This is a genomic window from Microbacterium endophyticum, from assembly GCF_011047135.1.
GTDB lineage: Bacteria > Actinomycetota > Actinomycetes > Actinomycetales > Microbacteriaceae > Microbacterium > Microbacterium endophyticum.
The window spans coordinates 1,389,813-1,414,951 of record NZ_CP049255.1 but is presented as its reverse complement, the minus strand read 5'-3'; the positions used below and the strand labels follow the sequence as shown (position 1 = coordinate 1,414,951).

The window sequence follows — 25,139 nt, the reverse complement described above, 5'->3', positions numbered from 1 at the left end:
GGCACCTATGGATAGTGCGCTTCGCCCCTTGACCGAGATGCCGGAGCCTCAGTTCGTGATGGCGGGCGCTGATCGCATCGCGACCTACACGTGGGGTGACGACAACGCGCCGACCGTGCTGTGCGTGCATGGGTTTGCGTCGAGCTGTCGCGACAACTGGGTCAACACCGGTTGGGTGCGCGACCTCACACGCGCGGGATTTCGCGTGCTGGGTGTTGACCAGCGCGGTCACGGTGCGAGTGACAAGCCGCGTGACCCGAGCGGGTACGAGATGACGGCGCTCGTGAGCGACCTGGTCAATGTCTTAGACACCTATTTGCTCGACACAGTGCAGTACATCGGGTACTCACTCGGCGCGAGGGTGGGATGGCAACTTGCCGTTGATGACGCTGATCGCGTGAGCGAGGCGGTGCTCGGCGGTATCCCTGATGGTCGCCCGCTCGCGCGCCTGCAGATCGACCAAGCGCGCGCATACGCAGACGATGGTGTGCCGGTCGAAGACCGCGTGACGAACAACTACGTCACGCTGGCTGAACGGGTCCCCGGAAACGACCTGCATGCGCTGATAGCGCTCGCCGAGGGAATGCGGCACGGCGAAGGCGACCCCGACGCGGCACACCCGCCGCAACAGGAGGTCTTGTTTGTCACGGGGAGCGAAGATGCGATTCTCGACGACTCTCGAAAGCTCGCGGCGGCGACTCCGCGCGGGTCATTTCTTGAGGTTCCGGGTCGGCACCACTTCAATACGCCCGGTTCGCGCGACTTTCGCCACGACGCGATCGACTTTCTCTCTCGCGAACGCGACGCAAGCTAGGCGCGGTTAGCTTCAGCCGAGAAGTGCGTGCGCTGCGCGTTCGCCCGAGACGAGCGCGCCCTGAATCGACGCGGTGTCTCGGTGGTCACCCGCAAAGTAGACATGTTCGCTGTGTCGAGGCACGCGCTCGGTGCTGAGCGGCGCGGGCTGCGCGGGCAAGGCATCGGGGATGTCGTCGCGCTGCAAGAGTTGCCAGTCGGCGATCGCGACTCCCCAAATTTCTGCGAGATGGCTGCGCACGTCGGCTTCGGTCGCCGCTGATGCCAGCAGGCAGGTCGCCTCGATGAGGTGCTTACCCGCTGGTGCATAACTCGGTGCTGTGTTCGACATCACGACAGTGTTGACGACGGGTCCGTTCCGGCGGCCATCTACTGAGATCAGAGCGGATGCCGTCGGCGCGCTGTCTGCGCTGAACCACCAGGTCTGCAATCCCTTCGTCGCCGGACGCGGCATGTCGAGCAGGTCGGTGACCGCCCCGGGGCCGACGGCGACGATGACGTCGCGCGCGCGGATGGGGTCGGACCCGGCGACATCAAGCTCGACGCCGTCGGTGTGCGTGCGGAGGTTCTGCACCCGCATCCCGAGCCGGATATCGGCACCGGCTGCGGTTGCCTTTCGGGCAAGTTGCGCTGGAAGCGCCGCGATGCCTGCTGCGGGAACGCCGGGGGCTCCCAAAACGAACATGCGCACAAGGAGCCGCACGAAAGCATCGGATGTTTGACCCGAGTCATCGGCGATTACGCCCGAAAGAAAGGTTTCGAGCACCTCAGTGCGAAGTGGTCCGTGGAGTCCGACCCGGTCAAGGCCCTCGGTCAGCGTGCGGTCGGTGCCGGAGATAACGGCGCGGGGGCGAATCAGCGCCGGCGCGATCCAGCGGAGGAGTGCTGCGGCATCCCGCGGCGAGACGAGGCCGCTTCGGAGAGTGCGGATGATCGTCGACGGATGCCGAAGCGGATGACTCAGCTCAGATATGCCGCTTTCGCGGCGAACACGCACGCCAACGGGAAAGGTACGCAGGTCGAGTTCGTCGATGTCGACCCATCGTTTGACGGCGGGGTATGCCGGATTGAGCACCTGGAAACCCCGATCGAGCAAAAATCCGTCGCGCGCGATTGTGCGCTGTCGACCGCCGACGACATCTTCGGCTTCGAGGACCGTGACGCCGCGTCCGGAAGCGGCCACGCTCGCCGCACAGCGGAGACCGGCGAGCCCTGCTCCGATGATGACGATGTCGTGATTCTTCACGGGTTCACGATAAGCGGTTGCGGGGGCCGGACTACTTTTTGCCGCCACCTTCCACGGTCACGATGCGGTGGTCTTCGTCGTGAGTGAGTTCGGTGCGCAAAAAGTGGTCATCGCTCGGTAGGTGCAGATCGAACCGAGCGTAGGCCGCGATCCCCAGTTCGGCCTGATCGACAGTGACATCGAGTACGTGTCCGCCGACGCTACGGTCATCCGCGAGAAAGTGGATGTGAAGCCCGGCAACGGTGATGCCCTGATAGATCGTGGGTGCCCAAAAGCCGACGAGGGTGCCGCGAACATCGGTCAGCAAAGTCTCGATCTGCCCGTTGGTTACTTCGGCAAGCGGACGATACGGATGCTCTTGCCGCTGGGTCACCCGAACGAGCACTGACGCGAAGACCCCGTCCGCGCGCACGGCGTGGAAGAGGTTGCGGCTGAGCAGTGCGCTCTCGACGCTCCGGGTGAATTCGGCGAGATCTGATCCGGCGACCTCCCGCACAGTCGGCGAGGCAAAGTGGCACACGTCGACGAAGGGCAGGATCTGCTCGTCTCTCATGCGGTCGGGTGCCTCATCGACAGTGCATTCGAAAACGTCGCCGTCGAGGATGATGACTTCGCCGCCCAGGTGCTCGCAGCATCCGATGCCAAAATCACCGCGTTGCCGCACTCGAGAAACCGCGACGCCGGATTCGTATGCGCCGGCAAGAAGCGCATCGAGCACCGCGAATTGCGTCACTGCGGCGTCGGTCAGGGTTTGTTCAGTCGTCACGGTGCGAGGCTATCTCGCCGGAAGGTGTCAAAACGCGACACACTGGGTACCGGAGTGATCGAAAGGGTCCGCGCATGACTGAGTTGTACATTGTCCGCCACGGCGAAACCGAGTGGAGCAAGTCGGGTCGACACACATCGATCACTGATCTCGACCTCACAGAGCGGGGCGTCGAGCAGGCGCAGGCACTGCAGGCGCAGCTGAACCCCAACGATTTCGATCTGGTGCTGTCGAGTCCGCGTCTGCGGGCCAGGCGCACGGCAGAACTCGCAGGCTTCGATGACGTCACCACCGACGACGATCTTTCCGAGTGGTATTACGGCGACTTCGAGGGAATGACAAGTGACGAGATTCGCGAGACCCACCCGGGCTGGCGAATCTGGTTCACGGGCTGCGAGGGTGGCGAATCGGCCGATCAGGTGCGCGCTCGACTCACGCGAGTGATGAGTCGCGTGCGTGACTCCGGAGTCGACAAGGCGATCTGCTTTGCCCACGGCCACGCGTTGCGTGTTCTCGCGCTCACGTGGCTCGACTTTCCCCTCGTCTTCGGCCAGAGCTTTCCGATCCAAACAGCGAGTGTCTCGGTCTTGGGCTACGAGAAGGAGTCGGCGGCCGTCATCCGCTGGAACATGTGAAGGCCGTGGTTATTCGGCGTCGCTCAGCACGATTACTTCGGAACCATCGAGGATGAACTGAAAGGCTGTGCCCTCGGGGTATGCGTCCCGGAGCTCTTGCGGGACCGAGTTCGATACGACGAATTGCAGTGTCGCGGGAAAGCCGCCGGCGCTGCATCCGCTGTAGAGGGGGCCCTCGAAAGAGTCGGATTCGGGCGAGAAACCCGCGGTCGCACCCAAAACCAGACACTCGTCGTCACCGCTGTACCCCCACAGTTGCCCCGAGACTGCGAAAGCCGAGAGCCCGAAGAAGTCAGTGAACCCTCGGCCCTGCTCGTCTTGAGAGGCCTCGGGTGGTGCATCACCGAATGATCCGACGAGAATTCCAGGTAGTTCGGCAGTGGGATCAACTGTCAACACGGCGATCTCTTGCGGATCGGCCTGAACTCGGCGGCTCACAACGGCGGTGACAGCGGTTGCGACGACGACCGCTGCGACAACGGATGCCAACCACACCATGCCGATCCGTCGTGCACTCCACTTCGTGCGTTGCGTGGATTCGTCGGCGAGTGCGGGCTCAACATCGAGCGCGGGTTCGGGGTCCGGTTGCAGCTCGGGCGAGGCAAGAAATTCCTCGGCGGGGGAGGGCGCCGCACGGGTCATTTCGTCTGGGTCCGGTGCAGCGTCGGCACCGCGCGACATCGCTTCGAGTTCCTGCAACCGCCGCAACGCTTCAGGGTCGTCGTGAAGATCGGCATTCGGGCCGTACGCCCGCGCTCGGAGCGCGCGAAGTTCGACATTCACCTCGTCGTTCATGCGAAACGCCTCCCGTCACGCCTCGGGGAGAAAATACTCGCGGGCAAGAGGTGCAACCTCGATGAGGTCGGCATCAGCGCGGGTGATCCAGCGGAGTTCTGCGATCTCGGCCGCGATCTGAGGTCGGTGCGCTCCGATATTGGCCGCGAAGACGTCGGCGACAACATCGAAGCCGGCCTCGTTCGCAGCGACGGCGGTGAACGTGCCAAGGGGCTCAAGATCATCGGCACCCAGCCGCACACCGATCTCTTCTTCGAGCTCTCGAATGAGAGTTTCGCTCGCTGACTCTCCTGCCTCGGGTTTACCCCCCGGCTGCATGAATGCCGTTGTGCCGTTTTTTCGCACGAGCAGCAGTCGGCCGTCGGAGTCAGTGATCACGGCCGCAGAAACATGGATCTGGCGTGGGGCATCGGGAGAGGCTGAAGTCACCCCTTCACGATAGGTGCTGAGCCGCGCACGACCCATTGGGCGGCGGATTGGTGGCGCGGCAGTACGAATCGTCAGCGACCTCGAGTTCGTATCGGGCTGATCGTTACGCGCTTGTTGTGTTGCGTCGTCAAAGGCGGTTTAGCGTCGATATCGGAGGTGGGTGGATGCGACGAATTCGAGTGGTTGCGGCCCTCTGCCTCATGATGATGCTGGCCGGATGCGGGATCGTTCCTGGGGTCGGCCCCGATCCTCGCATCGAAGCTCAGCCCGTCGCGGCAGTGACGTGCCCCGAAACCTACGAAGACGGCTATGCCGAGCCGGGACTCGTGCCGCCGGATTTCACCGCGGCCGCTGTTCTTCGATGTGATCCAGACGCAACGTGGGAAGACACCGATGGCACCTGGACGGGAGCACGTCTCGAGCGGCTTGAAGGAGATTTGGGCCCGGTGCTCGCTGCTCTCGCTACGCCCAGCGACCCGAGATCACTCGGGGCCTGCTCAGCTGTCGGATACGTTTTTCCCGAGCTCTGGGTCGAAGACGTGGGCGGAAACGTCGTGCGCGTCGCGATCCCCACAACCGGATGCGGTGCACCGAAGGATGTCGGTCTGGACAGTGCTCTGAATGCGCTGACCGTCACGGAAGATACATTCACCACGAGGTCGTTGGTCGAATAGGTTGCGGCATCATTTGTCTGTTTCTTCAGGACACGGCATCGCGTAGGTGTGAGGTGTGCCCCGGGAAGGGCGTCCGGAAGCTGACCTCACGATTTTCAGTCGTATGCACCGGGTTTACGGGTGCTCACGAGTGCTCGTTTGCTGCGTGATTCCGCGGAAGTCGTGCTCGTTGGTGGTGGCTGGTTCTGGGTGGTTTCAATCGATTTCCCGGCCCGGGGCCGGCCCGGCTTCTTGTTTTCCTTCCATTGCGCCGCGTGAATCGGAGAGATCCTCGAGATCGAGGCTTGCCGTGCGTCTCATCTGCCGCAGCGAGAACTGATCGTCACTTTCCAGGTTTAGCCTTACCTCCGCTATCTCCTCACCGATGAGTGGGTCCAGGAGTTCAGTACGTGTCCTCTGTGACCACGCGTGCCACAGGCGGAACAGCGTGGTCAGGTTCGCAGTTTGCGGGTCCGCTTCATACGCATCGCACGCATCGGCGAGTATTTCCGAAACTCGTGCGAGCGGGACCGTGTTCATGTCTTCCGTCTGCTTTGACTTCTCTGGTCGACCTGTCGCCCATTTCCAGTCAGGGTCGACGTCGTCGCGGTGAATAAGAAGCCTACTTGGCACGACAATGTAGAGAGTCAGCACTCGAGCTGGCCGATCCCATTGATTTGCCTTGAGTCGCAGATCCTCGACGTAGTCGATTACGCGCCCAAAGGGTTTCGAAGAGCCACTGGTTTCCCTCGCTTTCTTGGACAGAGTGTCCGTGAAGGCGTGGACCTCGTCGGGGAAAGCAAATCTTGAGTACGTTCTGCCGACGCGCGCTCCCAGATGTGCCGCATCGGCAGAGCTGTCGGCGGTTGTGTGACGACTAGTCAGCAGCGCTCCGATCGCGCTGCTCTTGGTGACTGAAGTCGCGTGCTGGAGATCGGCGAGCCTCTCCGCCGATCCGCCTACAGCCGGCAGATGAAGCAACAGCGGTGCGCGTCCTCGCCGGGCGTCGGAGAATTGTTGCTGCGTGGGAGAATCGAGTATTGGAGCCACCAGAATGTTCGGTCTGAAGCCGGGATCTCGAACAACATCACAGGTTTGGCTGAGGACTACGACTCCATGAGGTGTGGGGAGCTGGGCTGGCAGTCCCGCCGTAACTGTCGGAATCCACGGGATTGCCAGCACGTCCCCTTGCCGTGCGGATCGAATATCCTCAAGGTGGTCACCGGCCTCCATGTCAGGCGAGGAGGCGATCTCGGGCCGAGACAGGTGCAGGATCGAGTATTTCCTCATCCTCAAGCTCGCCGACTAGCTGGTGGAAAAGGCTCATACCGTTCGCCGAGCTGAGAAGTTTCTTGCGGCGTTCCTCAGGGGTCGCTCCCGCCGCGCTGATCACCGATGTCAGGTGGCTAAGGCGCTCCTCATGGGTCGCCGCCATCGGTTCACCGCTAATCCAGTTCTGGATAGAACGGCGGGAGACGTCAAAGAGGCGTGCTAGCTGGTCTGCTGTCAGGTTAGAGAGTTCGCGTAGCCGAGTGACTGAGTTACCTGCTGAGGCTGAGCGGTCGTTAAGTTCCACGACGGTTCGGTACGTAGAGCCCATTGCCGTGATGTCGGCGAATGGGACGCGGGCGGACGGGCGTTGGTGTGCAGCGGTGGTACCGGACCAAGTGACGGCGGGGACGCCCGCGAATGCTATCGATGACGTGATCGCTGCTGCTGCGATGCTGAACTGTGCGATCCGGGCTGGGTGCTGCGGCCGACGCCTATTCCGGATTGGTGGGGCGGCGGTGCTCAAAGCTCCCTCCCTTCAAACGCTTCGACGAATCCCTGACGAATAACGAGCTTAAAGAAATCGTAGGCCGCGTCTGAGAGGCGGCCGGCCTCAGCAAGCGCGTTCTCCACGCTGAAGACCAGCTCGTGCTGTCGGAATGAATCGATATCCAGCACCCAAGACTGGGTCGGAAGAGATTCCACCGTCGGATCAAGTGTTTCGCCGGGAGCCAACATGCCTGACCGGGCCTGAAGGTGTCCACTTCCGACTTGGAAAAGCGATTGTGTAAGGGCTTGCACCAGATGGACCTCGGAAGTGGCCGGCTTCAACGCCTGGTGCCCAAGTAATTCGGGGTGAACAAGCTCGTCAATGCGGGCCACATGATTCTCATCGGTGATTCGATTTAGGTAGCGCACACCAATTCGTTCGATGAGAGGGATATCGGCGGACTCATCGAGGGCTGTGAGTACATCACGGAGCTGGGCGTTGAACGATTCGTACCCTGCGTAATTCTTGGACGTGAGGGCCACGAAGTCTTTCGTGAAACTCACTCCAATCGTCCTGTCGGCGGAGCTCCACTGGTACACCGTTCCGGCCGGATATTGTTTGACACCTTCGGGTGTCACCTCGATCGACATCTCCTGGGCTTCGGTGTAGAGAGGAAAGCCGGACAGAAGTGAGCCGAACTTCTTCGCAACTGGACTAATGTCACCTTGCAGGGCGGCCAGACTAGGCCACCGGATCTGGCAGAGAACGAACTCGAGCGGGGCAGCATCAAAGCGCACTCGCGCGTTTGGGTCGTTCGTGAACGGGCGGTAACGCTCTCGATCAGTCATGGTTCACACCATACTTCACACCTCGGACATCCCACAGAGATTTGGCTGAGGGCTTGCAAGCGCCAGACACGAACATCGGCGTCAGTGACCCTCTAGAGAAGGATGGGCTGCGTTTCCGGCGTTGGGCGGCGTGTGAAGCAGACCCGCGGACGCGATCGATGCCCGCGCTTCTGAGCTGCCCTCCCGCATCTACTTACGAGGCTTAATTCCGCAGCCGTGGCGTGAGCTGGGTGGGTGGTTTCACCCGGGTTCCCTTCTCGGGACCGGCCGGACAAGTCATGGGACTATGTCTACATGCGGAGCATCGATAAGGCAGAGTTTGAAACGCTGTACAGCGCCCGTCACTCGCATCTCTTGGGTGGCGACCCGGCAGGTTTCAGCTTTTCTCTGGAGGAGATCCGCGTTCAGGGTGGCGACGTCATTAGACCGCAGCGTGCTGGGGTCACAGCAATTGTTGGCGCCAACAACGCGGGAAAGTCGACTCTCCTTCGAGAAGCGCACACATACATCGGAGTCCACCCAGGACAGATTCAACCGCCACGTATCCTGGTTGAGGCGGTGTCGATAGCGGGATCGGACAGTCCTGCTGATCTCGTCGCGTGGATGCTTGAGAACTCAACACCAGTCGTGGACGGACCCAACACATATTTTGCCCGCGCGCGGGCGTCGCAAGAGAACGCGGAGTCCTTCGAGTACTACTGGAACATCCGAACTGTCGAGCGTGGTGGCACCGGAGGGATAGGCGGGCTTTGTGCCTTCTTGACCTTCTATGGAGACGCGTCGGGGCGCCTTAGCCTCGGAGCATCAGCCGAGCTGCGGGACTCTGTACTGATGCCTCCAACGCACCCTGTCCACTATCTCGAGGATTCCGTCGACCTGCGCCAGCGTCTGAGTGACATTAGCCAGCGAGTTTTCGGCCGCACTCTCACGCTCGACACGTTGGCACGTACTGTTCGGCTTCGCGTCGGATCGCTTCCGGGCGAGGCGCCGCGATACAACGATGTGTCGCGCGAGTACCGCGAGGCTATGGGTGCTTTGCCCGCGCTCGACGAGCAAGGAGACGGCATGCGGAGCTTCTTCGGGCAGCTCCTGCCAGTCGTCACCGCAACCTATCCGCTGATCCTCTTGGATGAGCCGGAGGCGTTCCTGCATCCCCCGCAGGCGCATGCACTTGGTGTCGAGCTGGGGAAGATCGCTACTGAGCGCGGCACGCAGATCATCGTTGCGACCCATGATCGTCATCTGTTGACGGGTTTGCTCGACTCCGGTGGTGACGTCTCCGTGGTTCGTGTGAGTCGGAGCGACACCAGCTCAGCAGTGCGCCAACTCGACGCGGCCCAGCTGAGGAGCATATGGACGGATCCGGTCCTGAAGTACTCGAATGTTCTCGACGGCTTATTCCATCAGGTGGTGGTCCTTGCCGAAGCCGAGGGTGACTGTGCGTACTTGGCCGCGGCCGCTGGAGTCCTCAATGAAAGTGCTGGGGCTTCGCCCAGCGGCGAAGCGCTCTTCGTTGCGAGCGCTGGCAAGCAAGGGATGTGGAAGCTTGCTGAGGCGCTACGTGCCGTCGATGTCCCCGTCGTCGCCGCCCCCGACATGGATATCATTTCCGACGAAGGCGAGACGAAGCGGCTGTTCAACGCCCTTGGTGGCCAGTGGGACGACGATCTTTCGTCACTATGGTCCACGGCGACGGCCGCTCAGCGTGCGCCACGGGAGCCGGTCAAGATCGCTCACGTACTCGACGCGGTCGCAGGAACATTGACTCCTCGGCGCGATGAGATCTACACCCCGGTCGTCCGCGACGAGGTGCTCTCCCAAATTCGCTCACGTGAGTCTCCTTGGGCGGAGGTCAAGAAGCACGGCATCGCTGCCTTCAATGGCCAAGCGCGAGCGGCGCTGCTTCAGCTGTTAGAGCGAATGGAGACAGTTGGGTTGGTGCTCGTGCGCGCAGGGGAGCTCGAGAGGCTCGCTCCGGACGTCATCGCGCGAAAGGGACCGGCTTGGCTCGAGGAGGCCTTCCGGAGCGAGCAGCACCGTAATGCGACTACGCAGGAACACATCGTCCGTGTAACAGAAGTGGGGCGTCGATTGGCTGGAAGCCGTGTGGCGAACGGCGAGCGAGTTGATGCGTGATGGGGTTACAAGATGCTCGGGTGTGCCGCTGAGGAGCGCCCGGACCGCAGCGGAGCGAGGACCGGACGCACCGCAGGCAGCGCTGCCGGCCGGAGGCCGACCTTGAATGAGTAAAGAAAGTTCTCACAGCTCTAGGTGACGGAGTCAACGGGCGCCCGCTGGTCGGCGGACGCGTGTCGCGTTCGAACTGTCTTCGTCCCCCTTGATCTCGCGTGCGTCGAATCGACTGCGCCACTCTTCGAACACGTTTAACAACGACGGGTCGCGTTGCTCGAGTGTCCGGACCATGAAGGCGGCCAGGTCAGCGATCGGTCGGGTAAGTCGCTCGTCGGGGGGTTGCGGACGAAACCGAGCTTCTGAGGTGCATCATCACCGAACGTCTCGAGGAATGCATCGGTGGCGAGGCTTCGAATGCTCGAGCGGATGCTGAGCTGCGTATCCAGCAACGGTGAGATTCCTTTGAAGTCGCTATCCACGACCGCCACGAACGGCTCGAGGACGATGTCGATCAGTGGGTCCTTTTGGTGAGCTCTTGGGCTGCTTGCACGTGCAGGGGCGTGTATCGATGCCGCAGCGCACTAGGAGAGATCTGTTGCCACTGGGCTAGCTGTGCAAGCTCGGGGCGCTTCACTGCAACCGCCTGGCTGTACGCCGTGACTAGCACTCTGAGATCAGCTGATCGGCCCGCCAACTGCGTGCTGATGCCCGTCGCGCGAAACAGCCACGCCTCGGTCTCGTTGGCGGGTAGATCCACTTTGACGGGAGCGCACCCAGGACGGGTGCGGTTGCGCATGCCGAGATCGAGATTCGTGCTCACCGCAGTGAGGAGAGAGATCAGTCCAGCGACCCCAGAGGGGATGTCCTGCGCGATGTCAATGACCACGCTGCAATCGTGCAATCCTCAAGCGCGTAAGTACTTACGGAAAATAAAGGGGTAAAGCAGAGGCGCTTGCATAAGCTGCAATCTGAGCCAATTGAGAGGAACTAGAGATGGCGATTTAGCCACCAATCCCGGTCAGCCTCGACGCGTTCTTTTCCCGCGGCGCCTTCGTCGTCTGTGAGGCAGTTTCAACTGAGCTTCGGCCGTTCAGCGTCGATCCCTACATTTCTCGTTCAAGCGGCAAGAAGTAACCCCGCAGCCCGGTGATCGCCGAGATCCGACGCCGAGGGATGCTTGCTGCTCGACTACCGAACGGCAGTCGAGATGGGGTCCAACAAGAACAGGCATGAGCTGGTTTCGTAGGTGCCGACCTCAGCCGTGACGTTGAGGTTGGTTCCGACACCGATCGTGTCGGGCACGGCGCCGGCGAAGTTGAGGTCATTCGTTGTGTTCACGTCACGGAACTGAAATGCGGGGCCAGGTGCGGACGTCTCGCTGAAGTCTCCGGCGCCGATGAGGATGTCATACCGGGTCGTCGCGCCGTCGTGAGGAGCCAGCGCGCCAATATATCCCGGGAATGCAATCGTCTGGCCACGGTAAGTGCTTGCGAATGTCGCGATCGAGGGGTCGCAGTAGTCGGTGAGTATTAGGAGGGCTGCCAGCTCAGCGTTGGTCTCCGGCGTCAGCACAACGTCGGCTTCCTCCGTCGGTTCCGCTTCGGGTGTCGTCGGCTCCGGGGTCGCCGCCTCGCTTGTGGTCACGGAGGGCTCTGATGGCGCAGCGCTTGGAGTCGCGTCGAGAGCTGCGTTGCGTTCTCCGATGACGCCGAAGGTGATGATCAAAGCAAGTGCGATCGCGAGCACTCCGCCCCCGACCGCCCAAGGGACCCAGCGTGTCTTTTTCTTGGGGCGCCGGAAAGTGATCTCCGTCTGCAACTTGCCCGGCTTCTGTGAAACGAGTTCCCAGCCCTCGGACTCCCATTTCGCCACGGTCCGCGCCTCCATCCCGCGGATTGCGCGAACTGTGTTCGTCTCGTACGCGATCTCTTCGTCGACCATGGCGTCTCCCGCCCAAGTTCATGCCGGAACCGTGCCGGGTTCTACGAGCCTATCGATCCGGCCGTGCGAGAGAATTCGCCAGGATCGGCGTCGTCAAACCGACGAAAACCTGGGACGCAACCGGCCCCAGACCGGCCCAAGCTCCATGCCGAGGACATCTCGTCTCGCCGCGCTCGCTCAATGGGCGGGAGCTTTCGCTCGCTCAGCGATCAGCCGGAGCAGGCGAGAGTGCCACCTAGAAACCGCGTCTCACCAGGAAAAAGCAAAACCTCCGCGGATAGAAGCTCCGCGAGGGTTTCTGGGGTGACGTAATGATCACCCGTGTGGCTCCGACGGGCGTCGATCCCGTGACCTCACGATTTTCAGGCGTGGGCCCTCGCGCTCACTTGCCCTGCCGGTCTAGCTGGTTAAGCGAGCGAACGATAGCGTCTCATCGCCCGCGGGTGAGCGGCTTCGGCCTAGAATCGCATGTGCCCTCCGAGACGACAGAACCGCAGCCAGACGGTAGCGAGACGCCAGGCGACTACACGCCCGCGATCGACCCCGACGAGCTGGCGATCACTCTCAAGGTGCTCGCCGGGATGTCGAGCATCGACGAAGAGCACCCCGACTACGTGCAGGTGCGCCGCGCGACCGCGGCAATGTTCAAGGCCGTAAAGCGCGTTCGTCGCCGAGAAATTCGCGACGCCATCGTTGCTGCCGACAAAGCTGTTGTGGCAAAGACCGCGACGGGCGCTCCCGACCGCATCGACGATGAGACCCGCGGCATCCCGATTTCAACGGCCACGACGGCACCTACTGCCGGCACGCTTTTGAAAGCGCGCGGATGCTACATCTGCAAAAAGCCGTACACGGTTGTCGATGCGTTCTACCACCAGCTGTGCCAAGAGTGCGCCGCGATGAGCCACGCAAAGCGCGACGCCCGCACCGATCTCACGGGGAAGCGTGCACTGCTCACCGGTGGACGAGCGAAGATCGGTATGTACATTGCGCTTCGCTTGCTGCGTGACGGCGCGCACACCACGATCACGACGCGCTTTCCCCGCGACGCCGTGCGTCGATTCAGCAGCCTTCCCGATTCAGCGGAATGGTTGCACCGCTTGAAAGTGGTCGGAATCGACCTGCGTGACCCGGCCCAAGTGATCGGTCTCGCCGAAGATGTTGCCGCAGCCGGGCCCCTCGACATTCTGATCAACAACGCCACGCAGACGGTGCGCCGATCGACGGGTGCGTATCAGCCCCTCGTGGATGCCGAACTCGCACCGTTGCCCGACGGTCCGTTGCCCGAGCTCATCACCTTCGGGCACACGAACGACCGCCACCCGCAGGCTCTCGCGCAGTCGGTGACCTCGCACCCGATTTTGGCGGCGGCATCCGCTCGAGCCGAAGAACTGACAGAGCAGGCGATGGCTGCCGGGTCGAGTTCGCTCGAGCGGCTTGCTGCCGGTACCGCAATCGATGCCGGCGGACTCGTGCCCGACCTCCACGACATCAACTCGTGGACTCAGCATGTCGATCAGGTCGACCCGCTTGAAATGCTCGAAGTGCAGCTCGCCAACACGACGGCCCCGTTCATTCTCATATCGAAGCTGCGGCCATCCCTTGCCGCCAGCGACGGACACCGCAAATACGTCGTCAACGTCAGTGCGATGGAGGGCGTGTTCGGTCGCGGGTACAAGGGGCCGGGGCATCCGCACACCAACATGGCGAAAGCTGCCGTGAACATGCTGACGCGCACGAGCGCGCGCGAAATGTTCGAGTCGGATCGCATTCTCATGACCAGTGTCGACACCGGTTGGATCACCGACGAACGCCCGCACCCGACGAAGGTGCGATTGGCCGAGGAGGGCTTTCACGCGCCCCTCGACCTCGTCGACGGTGCAGCGCGCGTGTACGACCCGATCGTGCGCGGCGAAGCTGGCGAAGACGTTTTCGGCGTCTTCCTGAAGGACTACGCTCCGGGTTCATGGTGACAACCTCGTCGGCGGCGCGCAGCGACCGGGTGGCGGCAGCGCTGCTGCTGCTCGCGACAGTTGCCGCCGTGGTCTGGGCGAACGTATCGACGGGCGGCTACGAGGGCTTTTGGTCGACGAGCATCGATATCTCGGTGGGCGACTTCGGCGCCGAATTCACGGCGCACGAACTGGTGAACGAGGGTCTCATGACCTTCTTCTTCTTTCTCGTCGGCTTGGAAGTGAAGCGTGAGTTCACGATCGGTGAGCTGACCTCACGCTCGCGGGCGATCGTGCCGATCGTTGCGGCCATCGCAGGGCTCGCGGTGCCGGCACTGATCTTTATCGCGATCAACGCATCGAGTGGGTCCGCGCATGCGTGGGGCGTTGTCATCTCGACAGACACCGCGTTCTTACTCGGTGCCCTCGCACTGATTGGGCCGAAGCATCCGGCACGCCTACGCACCTTTTTGTTGACGCTCGCGGTCGTCGATGACGTTGGCGCGCTCATCGTGATCGCTGTGTTCTACAACGAAGGCATCAGCCTGCTGCCGCTGGCTATCGCCATTGTGCTCTTGGTTTTGCTTGCGTTTGTGCGCTGGTTGCCTGCTGGCACCGGCATCGCCTACGCCATTGGTGGCATCGCGCTGTGGGTCGCCGTGTCGGCGTCGGGTGTGCACGCAACGCTCGCGGGTGTTGCGGTAGCGCTTATCATTCCGGTGTTTTCGCCGCGTCGCGCCGAGGTCGAACGCACAGCCGACCTCACGCAGGCCTTCCGTGAGTCGCCGAACCCGGCGTATGCGTCTGCCCTGCAGCGCACGGTGCGAGGTGCGCTCTCGATCAACGAGCGGATCGACTCAGCGTGGCGGCCGTACATTCAGCTCGGGGTGCTGCCGATCTTTGCCCTCGCGAACGCAGGCGTCCACATCGACGTCGAGGTTCTGACAGCCGCCGTCACCTCGCCGATCACGTGGGGCATCATCGTGGCCCTCGTCGGAGGAAAATTCATCGGTATCACCGGTGCGACAACGCTCATGAAGCGCCTCGGCGTCGGCGAGCTCGCCCCCGGGCTCACCCTCCGACGTGTCGGCGGTGGTGCCGCACTGTCGGGCATCGGGTTCACCATTGCGCTGTTCCTTGTGCCACTGGCGATCAGTGACCCCGATCAGCAGGATCTTGCCCGGGTCGGGGTGTTGGCGGCATCCGTTATTGCCTTCGCTCTGGGCTGGGCGATCCTGTTCGTGGGCGACCGGTTGCGGCCGCCGCGGGCAGTTGGTGCCGTGCTCAACCGACCTGTTGACCCGGCACGCGACCACATTCGCGGGCCGGTCGATGCGCGCTACACAATCGTGGAATACGCCGACTTTGAGTGCCCGTTCTGCAGTCGTGCGACCGGATCAGTGGACGCCGTGCTCGCACACTTCGGCGAAGAACTGCGCTGGGTCTACCGGCACTTGCCGCTCAGTAGTGTGCACCCCCATGCCACTCTTGCCGCGCAGGCGGCAGAGGCTTCAGCGTTGCAGGACCGATTCTTCGATTTCGCACCGTTGCTGTTCGCACACCAAGACGAACTCGACGAAGATGGCTTGCGCCGACGAGCCGAAGAGATCGGGCTCGATATTGCGAGATTCAGCGCCGATCTGCATTCTGCCGACGCTGCTCGTCGAGTGGAAGATGATCGACTCGATGCCGAACTGATGGACCTACACAGCACCCCTACGTTCTTCATCGGCGAGAAACGCCACATCGGCCCGTACGATTCAGCATCGCTCATTCGCGCGATCGAGGGGCAATAGGCCGAAGGGCTAATGGGGGCGGGTGACGAGAGCCTGCACCGCGTTGAATGCGGCTGTTGGAGCCGGAAGAGCGAGAGCCTCTGCGCGCAGGTCCAACACGCGTGCGCGAGTTGCGGCATCCTCCATCAGCGCTCCCGCAGCCGATGCGATCAGGGCGGAATCCGCAGTAAGTGCGTTGAGGACAGTTCCCACACCAAGGTATTCCACGCGGTCACCTGTGAAGGGTTGATCGGCGCCCATCGGAAATACGATTTGGGGCGCACCGCCCGATACTGATCGCATGAACATGCCGCTACCTCCGTGATGAAGAACGACACTGGCACGCGGAATCAACGCTTCGAGATCGACGAACCTCTCTATGCGGATGTGCGCTGGCTGTCGTCCGAAGCGGGACGCATCGAGGTCACTACCGATTGTGACAACCGCTGGAACGTCGAGCGTGGCGAGGGCACCAAGAATGCGGTCGAAGAGATCCCCGGATTCGGTGTTGAATTCGGTTCCTAGCGTCGCAACTATTGACCCGTTCGGGTGGGGTTCTGGCCCGCGGTCAGGGCGCATCCACGTTGTGTGTGGAGGTGGCGGAAACTCCGCCGCACGCATTCTTGGCGCGAAAGGAATGACAAAGAGATCACCATGTAGCCTCAGCTGCGCGGAAAGTCCCAGATCGACGGAGAGTCGTCGCAGTGCGTCGCCGACACGGCTCTCGCGGACGAGTGCTCCTGATGCAATGACGGATACAACGACAACAGGAATCCCGGCTTCCGCACCTGCCGCCATCGCCCCAAAGTCGAGTTCGTCGCAGATGACAACGTCTGCTGTCGCGGCGCAGGCTGCAGCCGCTTCAAATGAGCTGAGTGCAGCGTCGCCAGCGAAATATTGAGCCACGACGTCGACCTCGGCCTCGCGGTTCACCGGTAGTAGCGAGGTGATCTGTTGGGCGGGAGACGAGCGACGATCATCGCGCGTCACGATACGGCGAAAGATGCCAGCCGGAGCCGCTTGGGCGCCAGACGAACGTCCGATCAGGGTGAGCTCATGCCCTGCCGCGGCCATCTCGCGCAGCAGCGGCATCTGCGGGAGTAGATGGCCCGCACCACCGGCGAAAGAGCAAAGAGCACGCACAGCCCAAGAATATGCGTCAATGATCAATGTTTCGGTGATCAGAACTTGCCTCCCCGTTGTGACGTGAGCCTGCGCGGAGGCGAAGGGTTCTGATCGATATCTCTCTTCTTCTTCTCCCCAAAAGTTTTTCAAGAAAGTTATCCACACCGGGGCTTTTCGGGCTGATTCGACGGGGTCAATGTCGGAGATATGTTCGATACTTGGAGCATGTCAGAGAACGAAACCGAGCAACAAGAAGCAGAAGCCCACGAGCTGTCTGCGTCCGTGGCGACGTTGATTTCGTTCGATCAACAGATCACTCAGATGCAGGCGGCACGCGCCGAGGTTCTCGCGAACATGGGACGCATCGCGCTTGCGCAGATGCGGCGGATGACATCGCGTGATTCACGTGATCGGGAGATTCCGATGCGTGCGGTTGCGGCAGAAGTTGGGGCGGCGTTGCGGTTGTCGGATCGCACCGCGCAGGCACGGATCGACGACGCGATCGAAGTGACTGGGGCGTACCCAGAGACGTTCGCGTCGTGGAGTGCGGGTCGCATTTCGGAGCGTCATGTGCAAGAAGTATTGCGGGCGGGCGTGAACCTCACGGATGCCGCAGCCAAATCCCGGTACGACCACGAAGTAGTGGTGGTCGCTGAGGTCGAGACCCCGGGCAGGCTGCGAGGCTTCGCTGCAGCACTTGCGGAGAAAGCACAGCCGCGGACGCTGCAGGAACGCTTCGATGATGCGAACGCGACCCGTACGGTGCGACTGTTTGATCTCGCGGATGGGATGAGTGCGCTGAACGCGGTGTTGCCGTCGGTGCAAGCGCATGGGATCTTCAACCGGCTCACGCAGCAGGCGCGGGCGTTGAAAGACTTCCGAGCGGGACGGTCGGACTACGGCACGAAACTTCACACCGAAGACGAGCCGGTGGATGATCGGCGGACGACGGATCAGATCCGCGCCGACCTGTTCTCCGACATGCTGCTGACATCAGTACCGAGCCTCGACCCACTCGCGGGGGATGACTGCGGCGGGCTGGGAGCGATCAAGGCGATCGTGCAGGTCACGGTTCCCGCGACGACGCTCGCGGGATCCTCATCGACACCCGCGGACCTATCCGGCCTCAGCCTGGTAGATCCGGAAAGTGCCCGGCGCCTCGCGGGTACTGCGCCGGGGTGGGATCGCGTGTTCACGCATCCCGTCACCGGAACCGTGGTCTCGGTTGACCGGTATCGACCGAACGATCAACTCAAACGGCAACTTCGGGCTAGGGATCAGCACTGCAGGTTCGTCGGATGCCGCATGCCCACCCACCGGTGCGATATCGACCACACAGTGGATGCAGCGCTCGGCGGGCCGACCCATCAACACAACCTCGCGCATCTGTGCCGAAGACACCACAGTTTGAAACACGCGAGCCGGTGGACGGTGAAACAACGCGGCGACGGAGTCCTCGAGTGGACATCACCGACCGGGCGCAACTACACGGATAAACCACCCGGCGTCGCATTCGAACCAGACCCGCCCACCTGACGGTATAGCGCCCACTTCTTCCCGGGTAACGCCCACCGCGTCAAGACTTAGACTGGAGTCATCCCCTGAACTCGCCGGGGAAACCGCTGCGCCCAGGAATTATCGTGTCATCAACGCCCGAACCCCGAACTTTCGAAGTTCGCCACGTGCAAATGGCGCGCGCCGCTTTCGCAGCGCTCGCTGCCCTGATGATCACTTTTTCGCCTGACCACTCGGCGTCGGTGGGGCTTAGCGTCTTCAGCGGGTTCGCCATCGCGACCGGCATTGTGCTGTTGCTGGCGTCATGGCTCGTCTATGCGGCCGGCACACGCTGGCCCGCAATCACGCTCGGTGTCTTCGCCGCAATCGCGGGAATGGCAAGTGGCATCGCGGGCCTACGCACCGCAACACTTTTCTTCAGCGTTGTCATCAGCTGGGCACTCGTGACAGGCCTCGTCGAAACCATCGCCGGATGGCTCGGCCGCAAGCGCGCAACGTCGACTGTCGTCAAGAATGAGTTTCGGGATTCGCTGACCGTCGGCATCCTGACTCTCGCTCTCGGCGTGGCGCTCCTGTTCGTGCCGGTCCAGTACGCCCTGCAGTACTACATCGAGGATGCCGGTCAAACCTTCACCCTCACCGGGATCACTATTGGTGTCGGATTACTCGGTGCGTACGCGGCGCTCGTGGCAGTGTTTCTCGCTATCGCGGCACTTTCGCCCCGACCAGCATCCGTCGAATCCGCGCAGACCGAAAAGCCGGGAGGCACGGCATGACAGATCGTCCGACACGTCGAGACCTCATGAAGCCCGCGCAACTGGTTGGTCTCGCGTTCGTCGCCGCGCTCTTTGGCGGCATTGTTGCGCTGGTCTCCATGGGTGCCTTTCAAGCGCGCCCAGCCGATGAGATCCAGCGCGCGATCATGGTAGGCCTCGTGGTCGCTGGAGTGACCTTCATCGTCACGCTCGTCATAATGGCGCTTCTCGTGCTCGCCGTTGACCCAGCCCAAATCGAGAAAACCGTCGACCGCGCCGTGCTGCTGCCGCCTGAAGAAACCACGGACTCCTCCGAATCGGCGTCGAACGACGACGAGACACCCGAGCGACAGTAAGCCCAAATCGGTCCCGCCGCGGTGGGATGCTGGTGCGATGAGAAGTCATCACGTGAGCAGAGTGATCTCGGCAACGCCGCACGAGGTGTACGCGTTCGCGTCGAACGTCGACAATTTGCCGACGTGGGCCGCCGGTCTCGCTCTCGCGGACGTCGTTCGCGATGGTGACGCTCTGCTCGTTGACTCGCCGATGGGTCGAGTAAAGATTCGTTTCGTCGAACCCAACGCCCTCGGCGTTCTCGACCACGACGTCACATTGCCATCGGGCACCGTGGTGACGAACGCCATGCGCGTGCTCGCGCATCCAGACGGTTCCGAGGTCGTCTTCACCGTTCGTCAGATCGAACTCACCGACGAAGAATTCGCGCGCGACGTCGAGATGGTCGCAGCAGACCTAGAGCGACTCGCGAGCCACTTCGGCTCGCAGGGCTAGAGAGTCGCTAGATCCGCTACAGCAGTTCGTCGACGACGCTTGCGGCAAGGCCGGTGTAGGTCGCTGGCGTGAGCGCGAGTAGCCGCTGACGCGCGTCATCCCCGATGTCGAGACCACGCACGAACTCGGCAAGCTCAAGAGCGCCCACTCGACGACCGCGTGTGAGGTCTTTCAGGAGCGCGTACGGATCGGTGATCTTGGAGCGCCCGGCAGCGATCTCAGCGCGAACAACCGTCTGAATAGCTTCCGCGAGCACTTCCCAGTTCACGTCGAGGTCCGCAAGCAACACATCGCGAGACAGCGAAATTTCGCCAAGACCGCGACGCAGGTTGTCGAGCGCGAGCAGCGAATGCCCGAAAGCGACCCCGATGTTTCGCTGAGTAGTCGAGTCGGTAAGGTCGCGCTGCATCCGTGACGTCACAAGAGTCTGCGACAGCGTCGTGAACAGGCCACCCGAGATCTCGAGGTTCGCCTCGGCGTTCTCGAATCGAATCGGGTTGATCTTGTGCGGCATCGTCGACGATCCCGTCGCGCCCGCAACCGGAATCTGCGCGAAGTAGCCCATCGAGATGTAGGTCCAGATGTCGGTCGCCAGGTTATGCAAGATGCCACCGACGTGACGCACCCGGTCGTAAAGCTCGACCTGCCAGTCGTGGGACTCGATCTGCGTCGTGAACGGGTTGAATCCGAGGCCCAGTTTCGTGATGAAGGCGCTCGTGAGCGCGGGCCAGTCAACGTTCGGGTCGGCAGCCACGTGCGCCGACCACGTTCCGGTGGCCCCGGAGAACTTCGCGAGAAAATCGGATGCCTCGACCTGGCCCGCCACGCGCTTGAGGCGCCACGCGAACACACCGATCTCTTTACCCATCGTGCTCGGAGTCGCAGGCTGCCCGTGAGTGCGCGACAGCATCGCCGCGTCTTTGTGGTCGTGCGCGAGCTGCTCGAGAGTCGAGATCACGCTCTGCAACGCGGGCAGCCAGACGTCGAGCGCCGCGCGCTTGACCGTCAACGCATACGCGGTGGAGTTGATGTCTTCGCTGGTGCACGCGAAGTGCACGAGTTCAGCGAGGTGGCCGAGACCGAGAGTCTCGAGGCGATCGCGCACGAGGTACTCGATGGCCTTGACGTCGTGGCGGGTGACGGCTTCTTTTTCGGCGAGCCAGTCGATTTCTTCCTGACCGAAGTCGAGGTAGAGCGCACGCAGGCGCTCCTGATCGAGAGCGCTCAACGGCTGGGAACCGAAGAGCGACGCGTCGGTCAGGGTAATAAGCCACTCGACCTCCACCTCGACACGGGCGCGATTGAGCCCGGCCTCAGAGAGGTACTCGGTGAGCCCTGCGACAGCGGCACGATAACGACCGTCGAGTGGGCTGAGGGGCTGTGCGGGGAAAGACGACATGGTGGCTCCCGTCGTGTCGTACGCTTGCGCCCGAGTGCGAGTCAGACGGCGCGAATGGCGGGGTGAAGTTGCCGGAAAAGTGCCCGGCACGCGCTCTCGATCATAGCGAGCACGTCATCAAACATTTCTGGACCCGCGTAGTACGGGTCGGGAACGTCGAGCTGATCACCGTCACCGCCGCCGAAAGACAGCAGCAAAGCGATCTTGTCGGCATCAGCTTCGCTTCGTGCCCACCCACGCAGGATTCGCTCGTGTGTGCGATCGAGCGCGACGATCAGGTCGTTTCGCTCAAAATCTGCCGGCGTGAACTGGCGTGCCCGGTGCTGGGAGCCGTCGTAACCTTCATGCGACAGGGCGGCGATCGCGCGGTGGTCGGCCTGCTCCCCGACATGCCAATCACCGGTGCCCGCACTTGTCGATGTGGCACGGCCGGTGAGTCCGGCTTCTGCGACGAGCCGGCGGAAGACGACATCGGCCATCGGTGAGCGGCAGATGTTGCCCGTGCAGACGAAAACAACACGAAACGGATCTGATCCTGCGGCACTCACGTGTCTATTCTGAGGGGCACCGCGCATTCTGCACACTTCAGACAGCCACGCACTTCTCCACCACGGCTCACGCGCCCCGCATCTCGGACACTCGTTTCGCTCGAAACTGGCCGCATGACCCAGGGGTTCTTACTCGATAACGACGCGGTTCTGTTCGCGGAACTCCAAGCGCTCCACCAGCGCGCTGTTGCACTCGAATCACCTGTGCGTGCGGTCGCAGCCCACGCTGCCGAGCTCGTGGACGTGTCGGGCTGGCAGTCGACAGCGATGGACGAATATCGCAAGAGCGCACTCGCGTGGGATGCCGAAATCCATCTGCTCCGAGATGAAACGCTGCTGATCATCGATGAGCTCGCGGCGGCGCCCTGGCGCCTGGTCGGCGTCGCGCGATGAGCGATGACCTCGACATCACGAGCGGCGCGGTCGTCGCAGTAGACACCGCAGCGCTCCGCGATACGGCCGACCGTCTCGTATCCTGCGCGCAGGAGCTCACGGCCGTGGAAAACGAGTTTCAAGCGATTCATCTCCGTCTTTTCGCCAGCACCAGCACCAACATTTGGACCGTGCTTTCGCGAATTCAGGGCGCCGTGGAGCGCGCGCACAATACCGCGACCACGGCAATCGAGATGGCTACCGCGTTACGCACGTCCGCCGCCGTCTACGAGGTCGTTGAACTTCGTGCGCAGCGCGAACTCGCAGCGGTCAGTGGACACACGATCGAGATCGGCCTCATTGACGACAAGCTTCGAGTGCTCGCACACGAGTGGCCGGAAGCCGCGGCAGCAGCGGATGACCTCGTGGCGGAGTGGTCTCGGGAGCGCTCCAGCGAATTGCAACACCAGGGGTCTCAGTTGGCTCGACCGTGGACTCCCCTACTAGGGCTCACTCCCGCACTGGCTGCCCTCATACTGCCGTGGGGCATATCGCACGCTGCTACCGGAAAAGTCGGCTCCGGCACCACCCTTACGGGTGTCGTCACGCCGGTGCGGGTCACCCCCCTCACAGCGACAACCGGGGTTGCTCCGCGCGGTCTCGCCGATGCTGCATCCAGAATTCCCGGCGGTGAACAAGCCCGAGTGCGTGTGGAAAAGTACGCCATGACTGACGGTACGAAGCGCTTCGCGGTGTATATAACCGGCACGCAGTCATGGTCAAGGAAAGGCCAAGAGCCCTGGAACTTGACGTCGAACCTCGAGCTTTACGACGAGAAACGCTCAGCCTCGTACGAAGCAACTCTCGCGGCACTCCACGACGCCGGCGCCGAGAGCGGCGACACTATTTACGCCTTCGGCCACTCGCAGGGTGCGATGGTCGCTAGCCACATTGCGCTCTCTGGTGAGTTCGATACGCGGGCGCTCGTCACCTTCGGGTCGCCGGTAGACGCTGCCGTTTCGGAGCAAACCCTGAGCATCCAAGTTCGTCACGATGATGACATTGTCTCGGCGCTTGCCGCGGGCGGGCACGCCGCGGCTGTCGGGGCTGAGGGGAGTTTTGTAGCTCACCGCGTTGCAGATCCTGAGGTGGGCTTTCACGACTTCACGCTCCCGGCCCATCACATGACCGTTTATGCCGATACCGCGGCAATGCTCGACGACTCGTCAGATCCGCGCATGAACCAGGTACGCGACGTCTTCGCCGACCTTGCCGATGCCGACTCGGTGCGAGTGACCGAGTACGGTGCGCTCGACATCAGTCCTGACGCTGTGGCCGAAGGATGAGTCCGAAAATCCAGTTGATGAGCGAGATCACGACCCCAGCGACGACACCCCACCAGAAGTCTTCGACGCGCAGCCCCCACGTCCAAAAGCCCGTGAACCATGCCGTCAGCCACAGCAAGAAACCGTTGATGACGAGTGAGATGAGCCCGAGCGTCAAGATGTAGAGCGGAAAAGCCAGCACCTTCACCACGGTGCCGATGATCGTATTCACGAGAGCGAAGATCGCAGCAACGAGCAGCAGCGTGAGTACGAGCTGCAGAGTCTCGCCGGGCGCGAAGGCGATGATGCTCACTTGCAGGGCGGGAATAAGCGTGACAACCCAGATTGCAAACGCATTGATGACGACACGGATGAGGAAGCCCATGACATCGAGTGTGCCACGACCTTGCGCTCTCTAGACTCGATCCCGTGACCGAGCCGATTCCCGTGCGCATCCGCCCAGAGATTGCCGCCCTTCCTGCCTACCGCCAAGGACGCCAAGCGGGAGCTGACGCCTACAAGCTCTCGAGCAATGAGAACCCGTTTGACCCGCTGCCCACGGTCATTTCGGCGCTGCACGCGACGACAGGTGTCAACAGATATCCGGATGCCGCAGCCACCCGCCTCCGGGAGCGTCTCGCCGACCGGTACGGAGTATCGGTGGATGAAGTGCACGTCGCCGCCGGTAGCGTCTCGATTCTTTACCAGCTCGCCCTCGCGGCGTGCGGCCCGCGCGACGAACTCATGTTTGCGTGGCGCTCATTCGAGGCATACCCGAACCTCGGGGCCGTCGCCGGAGCGATCACAGTGCAGGTGCCGCTCGCTGAGGGTGCCCGACACGATCTTGATGCCATGGCCGCAGCGGTCACTGATCGCACGCGAATGATCATCGTCTGCAGCCCCAACAACCCCACGGGGCCGGTGGTCCATCAAGACGAATTCGACAGTTTCGTTGCAGCCGTTCCCCGCGATGTCCTTATCGTCCTCGATGAGGCCTACGCCGAGTTCGTGACTGATCCCGACGCTGTGAGCGGTCCGCGGGTGCTTGCGGGCGACTACCCCAACGTCGTGATTCTGCGCACTTTCTCGAAGGCGTATGGGCTCGCGGGGCTGCGGGTTGGGTATGCGATCGGCAATTCACGCATTTTGGATGCTGCGCGCAGCACCGCCATTCCGCTGTCAGTGACGGGCCAGGCAGAGGCCGCGGCCCTCGCCAGCCTCGACGCTGAACCCGAGCTTCTGGAGCGTGTGAGTGTCATCGCTGAGCGTCGCGATCGTCTCGTCGACGGTCTTCGCGCTCAGGGCTGGAACGTCCCGGATGCGCAGGGGAACTTCGTGTGGCTCGCAACCGGCGCACACACGGTTGACTTCGTACCGGCGTTCGAGGCGGGCGGCATTGTGGTGCGCGCATTTGCGGGTGACGGCATCCGAATTTCGGTGGGAGAGCACGAATCTGTAGAGAAAGTCCTACACATCACTGCTTCCGTTGTGAAGAACCTCCCAGAACGCCATCCGGCGCGGGGGTTAGCGTAGAACGGTGATCCCGCTAGATGACCCCGCGGTCGT

Annotated in this window: 26 protein-coding genes; 13 read left to right on the top strand and 13 right to left on the bottom strand. The window is 62.3% G+C overall.

The genetic code is table 11. The annotated features are described in order from the left end of the window. Positions 1-7: 7 nt before the first annotated feature. Positions 8-814, top strand: coding sequence for an alpha/beta fold hydrolase (locus tag G6N83_RS06545; protein WP_165140490.1), 807 nt, complete (start codon positions 8-10; stop codon positions 812-814). Positions 815-826: 12 nt separating this feature from the next. Here the strand turns inward: G6N83_RS06545 and G6N83_RS06540 are convergent, their stop codons facing one another. Next, the gene (locus tag G6N83_RS06540) at positions 827-2,059 is read right to left on the bottom strand and encodes an NAD(P)/FAD-dependent oxidoreductase (RefSeq protein WP_165140488.1); all 1,233 of its coding nucleotides are present in this window, start codon (positions 2,057-2,059) and stop codon (positions 827-829) included. Positions 2,060-2,090: 31 nt separating this feature from the next. Continuing rightward, on the bottom strand, positions 2,091-2,825 hold the full coding sequence (gene budA / locus G6N83_RS06535; protein ID WP_165140486.1) for an acetolactate decarboxylase: 735 nt from the start codon (positions 2,823-2,825) through the stop codon (positions 2,091-2,093). Positions 2,826-2,899: 74 nt separating this feature from the next. Between budA and G6N83_RS06530 the strand changes: the two genes are divergently transcribed. Next, on the top strand, positions 2,900-3,460 hold the full coding sequence (locus tag G6N83_RS06530) for a histidine phosphatase family protein (RefSeq protein ID WP_165140484.1): 561 nt from the start codon (positions 2,900-2,902) through the stop codon (positions 3,458-3,460). Positions 3,461-3,469: 9 nt separating this feature from the next. On the opposite strand, the gene G6N83_RS06525 is transcribed toward G6N83_RS06530, so the two are convergent. Beyond that, positions 3,470-4,255 carry a hypothetical protein gene (locus tag G6N83_RS06525; RefSeq protein WP_165140482.1) on the bottom strand — a complete coding sequence of 262 codons (786 nt, stop codon included), beginning with the start codon at positions 4,253-4,255 and terminating at the stop codon, positions 3,470-3,472. Between the two features lie 15 nt (positions 4,256-4,270). Beyond that, positions 4,271-4,684 carry an NUDIX hydrolase gene (locus tag G6N83_RS06520; RefSeq protein WP_241246309.1) on the bottom strand — a complete coding sequence of 138 codons (414 nt, stop codon included), beginning with the start codon at positions 4,682-4,684 and terminating at the stop codon, positions 4,271-4,273. Positions 4,685-4,848: 164 nt separating this feature from the next. Here G6N83_RS06520 and G6N83_RS06515 point away from each other — a divergent pair, with 164 nt between their 5' ends. Continuing rightward, positions 4,849-5,358: a hypothetical protein gene (locus G6N83_RS06515; protein WP_165140478.1), complete on the top strand. Its 510-nt coding sequence runs from the start codon at positions 4,849-4,851 to the stop codon at positions 5,356-5,358. A gap of 195 nt (positions 5,359-5,553) precedes the next feature. On the opposite strand, the gene G6N83_RS06510 is transcribed toward G6N83_RS06515, so the two are convergent. From G6N83_RS06510 to G6N83_RS06500, 3 genes are all read right to left on the bottom strand, one after another. Next, positions 5,554-5,991: a hypothetical protein gene (locus G6N83_RS06510; protein ID WP_165140476.1), complete on the bottom strand. Its 438-nt coding sequence runs from the start codon at positions 5,989-5,991 to the stop codon at positions 5,554-5,556. Positions 5,992-6,571: 580 nt separating this feature from the next. Further along, positions 6,572-6,913, bottom strand: coding sequence for a helix-turn-helix domain-containing protein (locus G6N83_RS06505; protein ID WP_165140474.1), 342 nt, complete (start codon positions 6,911-6,913; stop codon positions 6,572-6,574). 215 nt (positions 6,914-7,128) lie between these two features. Next, on the bottom strand, positions 7,129-7,893 hold the full coding sequence (locus G6N83_RS06500; RefSeq protein ID WP_165140472.1) for a TIGR04255 family protein: 765 nt from the start codon (positions 7,891-7,893) through the stop codon (positions 7,129-7,131). Between the two features lie 345 nt (positions 7,894-8,238). Between G6N83_RS06500 and G6N83_RS06495 the strand changes: the two genes are divergently transcribed. Beyond that, entirely contained in the window at positions 8,239-10,080 is a 1,842-nt protein-coding gene (locus G6N83_RS06495; protein ID WP_165140470.1) for an ATP-dependent nuclease, read from the top strand. A 508-nt stretch (positions 10,081-10,588) separates the two neighbouring features. On the opposite strand, the gene G6N83_RS06490 is transcribed toward G6N83_RS06495, so the two are convergent. Together G6N83_RS06490 and G6N83_RS06485 are read right to left on the bottom strand one after the other, a co-directional pair. Beyond that, complete coding sequence (locus tag G6N83_RS06490; RefSeq protein WP_165140468.1) at positions 10,589-10,963, bottom strand: hypothetical protein; 375 nt, start codon at positions 10,961-10,963, stop codon at positions 10,589-10,591. A 302-nt stretch (positions 10,964-11,265) separates the two neighbouring features. Further along, a complete protein-coding gene (locus tag G6N83_RS06485) occupies positions 11,266-12,018 on the bottom strand; it encodes a DUF4839 domain-containing protein (protein WP_165140466.1) in 753 nt (250 codons plus the stop codon). Positions 12,019-12,554: 536 nt separating this feature from the next. Between G6N83_RS06485 and G6N83_RS06480 the strand changes: the two genes are divergently transcribed. Continuing rightward, the gene (locus tag G6N83_RS06480) at positions 12,555-13,991 is read left to right on the top strand and encodes an SDR family NAD(P)-dependent oxidoreductase (protein WP_241246323.1); all 1,437 of its coding nucleotides are present in this window, start codon (positions 12,555-12,557) and stop codon (positions 13,989-13,991) included. Further along, positions 13,985-15,766 (top strand): Na+/H+ antiporter NhaA, encoded by a 1,782-nt coding sequence (gene nhaA / locus G6N83_RS06475; RefSeq protein WP_165140464.1) that lies wholly within the window; start codon positions 13,985-13,987, stop codon positions 15,764-15,766. Before G6N83_RS06480 ends, nhaA begins: the two co-directional genes overlap by 7 nt. Positions 15,767-15,775: 9 nt before the next feature. Here the strand turns inward: nhaA and G6N83_RS06470 are convergent, their stop codons facing one another. Then, a complete protein-coding gene (locus G6N83_RS06470; protein ID WP_165140462.1) occupies positions 15,776-16,888 on the bottom strand; it encodes a glycosyltransferase in 1,113 nt (370 codons plus the stop codon). 207 nt (positions 16,889-17,095) lie between these two features. On the opposite strand from G6N83_RS06470, the gene G6N83_RS06465 reads away from it, so the two are divergent. The 4 genes from G6N83_RS06465 (at position 17,096) to G6N83_RS06450 (ending at position 19,929) form a co-directional block, all read left to right on the top strand. Further along, positions 17,096-18,406, top strand: coding sequence for an HNH endonuclease signature motif containing protein (locus G6N83_RS06465; RefSeq protein ID WP_165140460.1), 1,311 nt, complete (start codon positions 17,096-17,098; stop codon positions 18,404-18,406). 104 nt (positions 18,407-18,510) lie between these two features. Continuing rightward, positions 18,511-19,161: an acyl-CoA synthetase gene (locus G6N83_RS06460; protein WP_183408458.1), complete on the top strand. Its 651-nt coding sequence runs from the start codon at positions 18,511-18,513 to the stop codon at positions 19,159-19,161. Then, on the top strand, positions 19,158-19,496 hold the full coding sequence (locus tag G6N83_RS06455; protein WP_165140458.1) for an amino acid transporter: 339 nt from the start codon (positions 19,158-19,160) through the stop codon (positions 19,494-19,496). The genes G6N83_RS06460 and G6N83_RS06455 overlap by 4 nt, the downstream gene beginning before the upstream one ends. 52 nt (positions 19,497-19,548) lie before the next feature. Beyond that, on the top strand, positions 19,549-19,929 hold the full coding sequence (locus tag G6N83_RS06450) for an SRPBCC family protein (protein ID WP_165140456.1): 381 nt from the start codon (positions 19,549-19,551) through the stop codon (positions 19,927-19,929). Positions 19,930-19,945: 16 nt separating this feature from the next. Here the strand turns inward: G6N83_RS06450 and purB are convergent, their stop codons facing one another. Both purB and G6N83_RS06440 read right to left on the bottom strand, forming a co-directional pair. Continuing rightward, complete coding sequence (purB, locus tag G6N83_RS06445; protein ID WP_165140454.1) at positions 19,946-21,328, bottom strand: adenylosuccinate lyase; 1,383 nt, start codon at positions 21,326-21,328, stop codon at positions 19,946-19,948. 41 nt (positions 21,329-21,369) lie between these two features. Continuing rightward, positions 21,370-21,807: a low molecular weight protein-tyrosine-phosphatase gene (locus G6N83_RS06440; protein WP_241246322.1), complete on the bottom strand. Its 438-nt coding sequence runs from the start codon at positions 21,805-21,807 to the stop codon at positions 21,370-21,372. Between the two features lie 183 nt (positions 21,808-21,990). On the opposite strand from G6N83_RS06440, the gene G6N83_RS06435 reads away from it, so the two are divergent. Continuing rightward, the gene (locus G6N83_RS06435) at positions 21,991-22,269 is read left to right on the top strand and encodes a hypothetical protein (RefSeq protein WP_165140450.1); all 279 of its coding nucleotides are present in this window, start codon (positions 21,991-21,993) and stop codon (positions 22,267-22,269) included. Next, positions 22,266-23,594, top strand: a complete 1,329-nt coding sequence (locus tag G6N83_RS06430) for a hypothetical protein (protein ID WP_165140448.1) — start codon at positions 22,266-22,268, stop codon at positions 23,592-23,594. Before G6N83_RS06435 ends, G6N83_RS06430 begins: the two co-directional genes overlap by 4 nt. Here the strand turns inward: G6N83_RS06430 and G6N83_RS06425 are convergent. After that, entirely contained in the window at positions 23,566-23,958 is a 393-nt protein-coding gene (locus G6N83_RS06425) for a phage holin family protein (RefSeq protein WP_165140446.1), read from the bottom strand. The genes G6N83_RS06430 and G6N83_RS06425 overlap by 29 nt on opposite strands. 44 nt (positions 23,959-24,002) lie before the next feature. On the opposite strand from G6N83_RS06425, the gene G6N83_RS06420 reads away from it, so the two are divergent. After that, positions 24,003-25,106, top strand: coding sequence for a histidinol-phosphate transaminase (locus G6N83_RS06420; RefSeq protein ID WP_165140444.1), 1,104 nt, complete (start codon positions 24,003-24,005; stop codon positions 25,104-25,106). Positions 25,107-25,139: the final 33 nt, after the last annotated feature.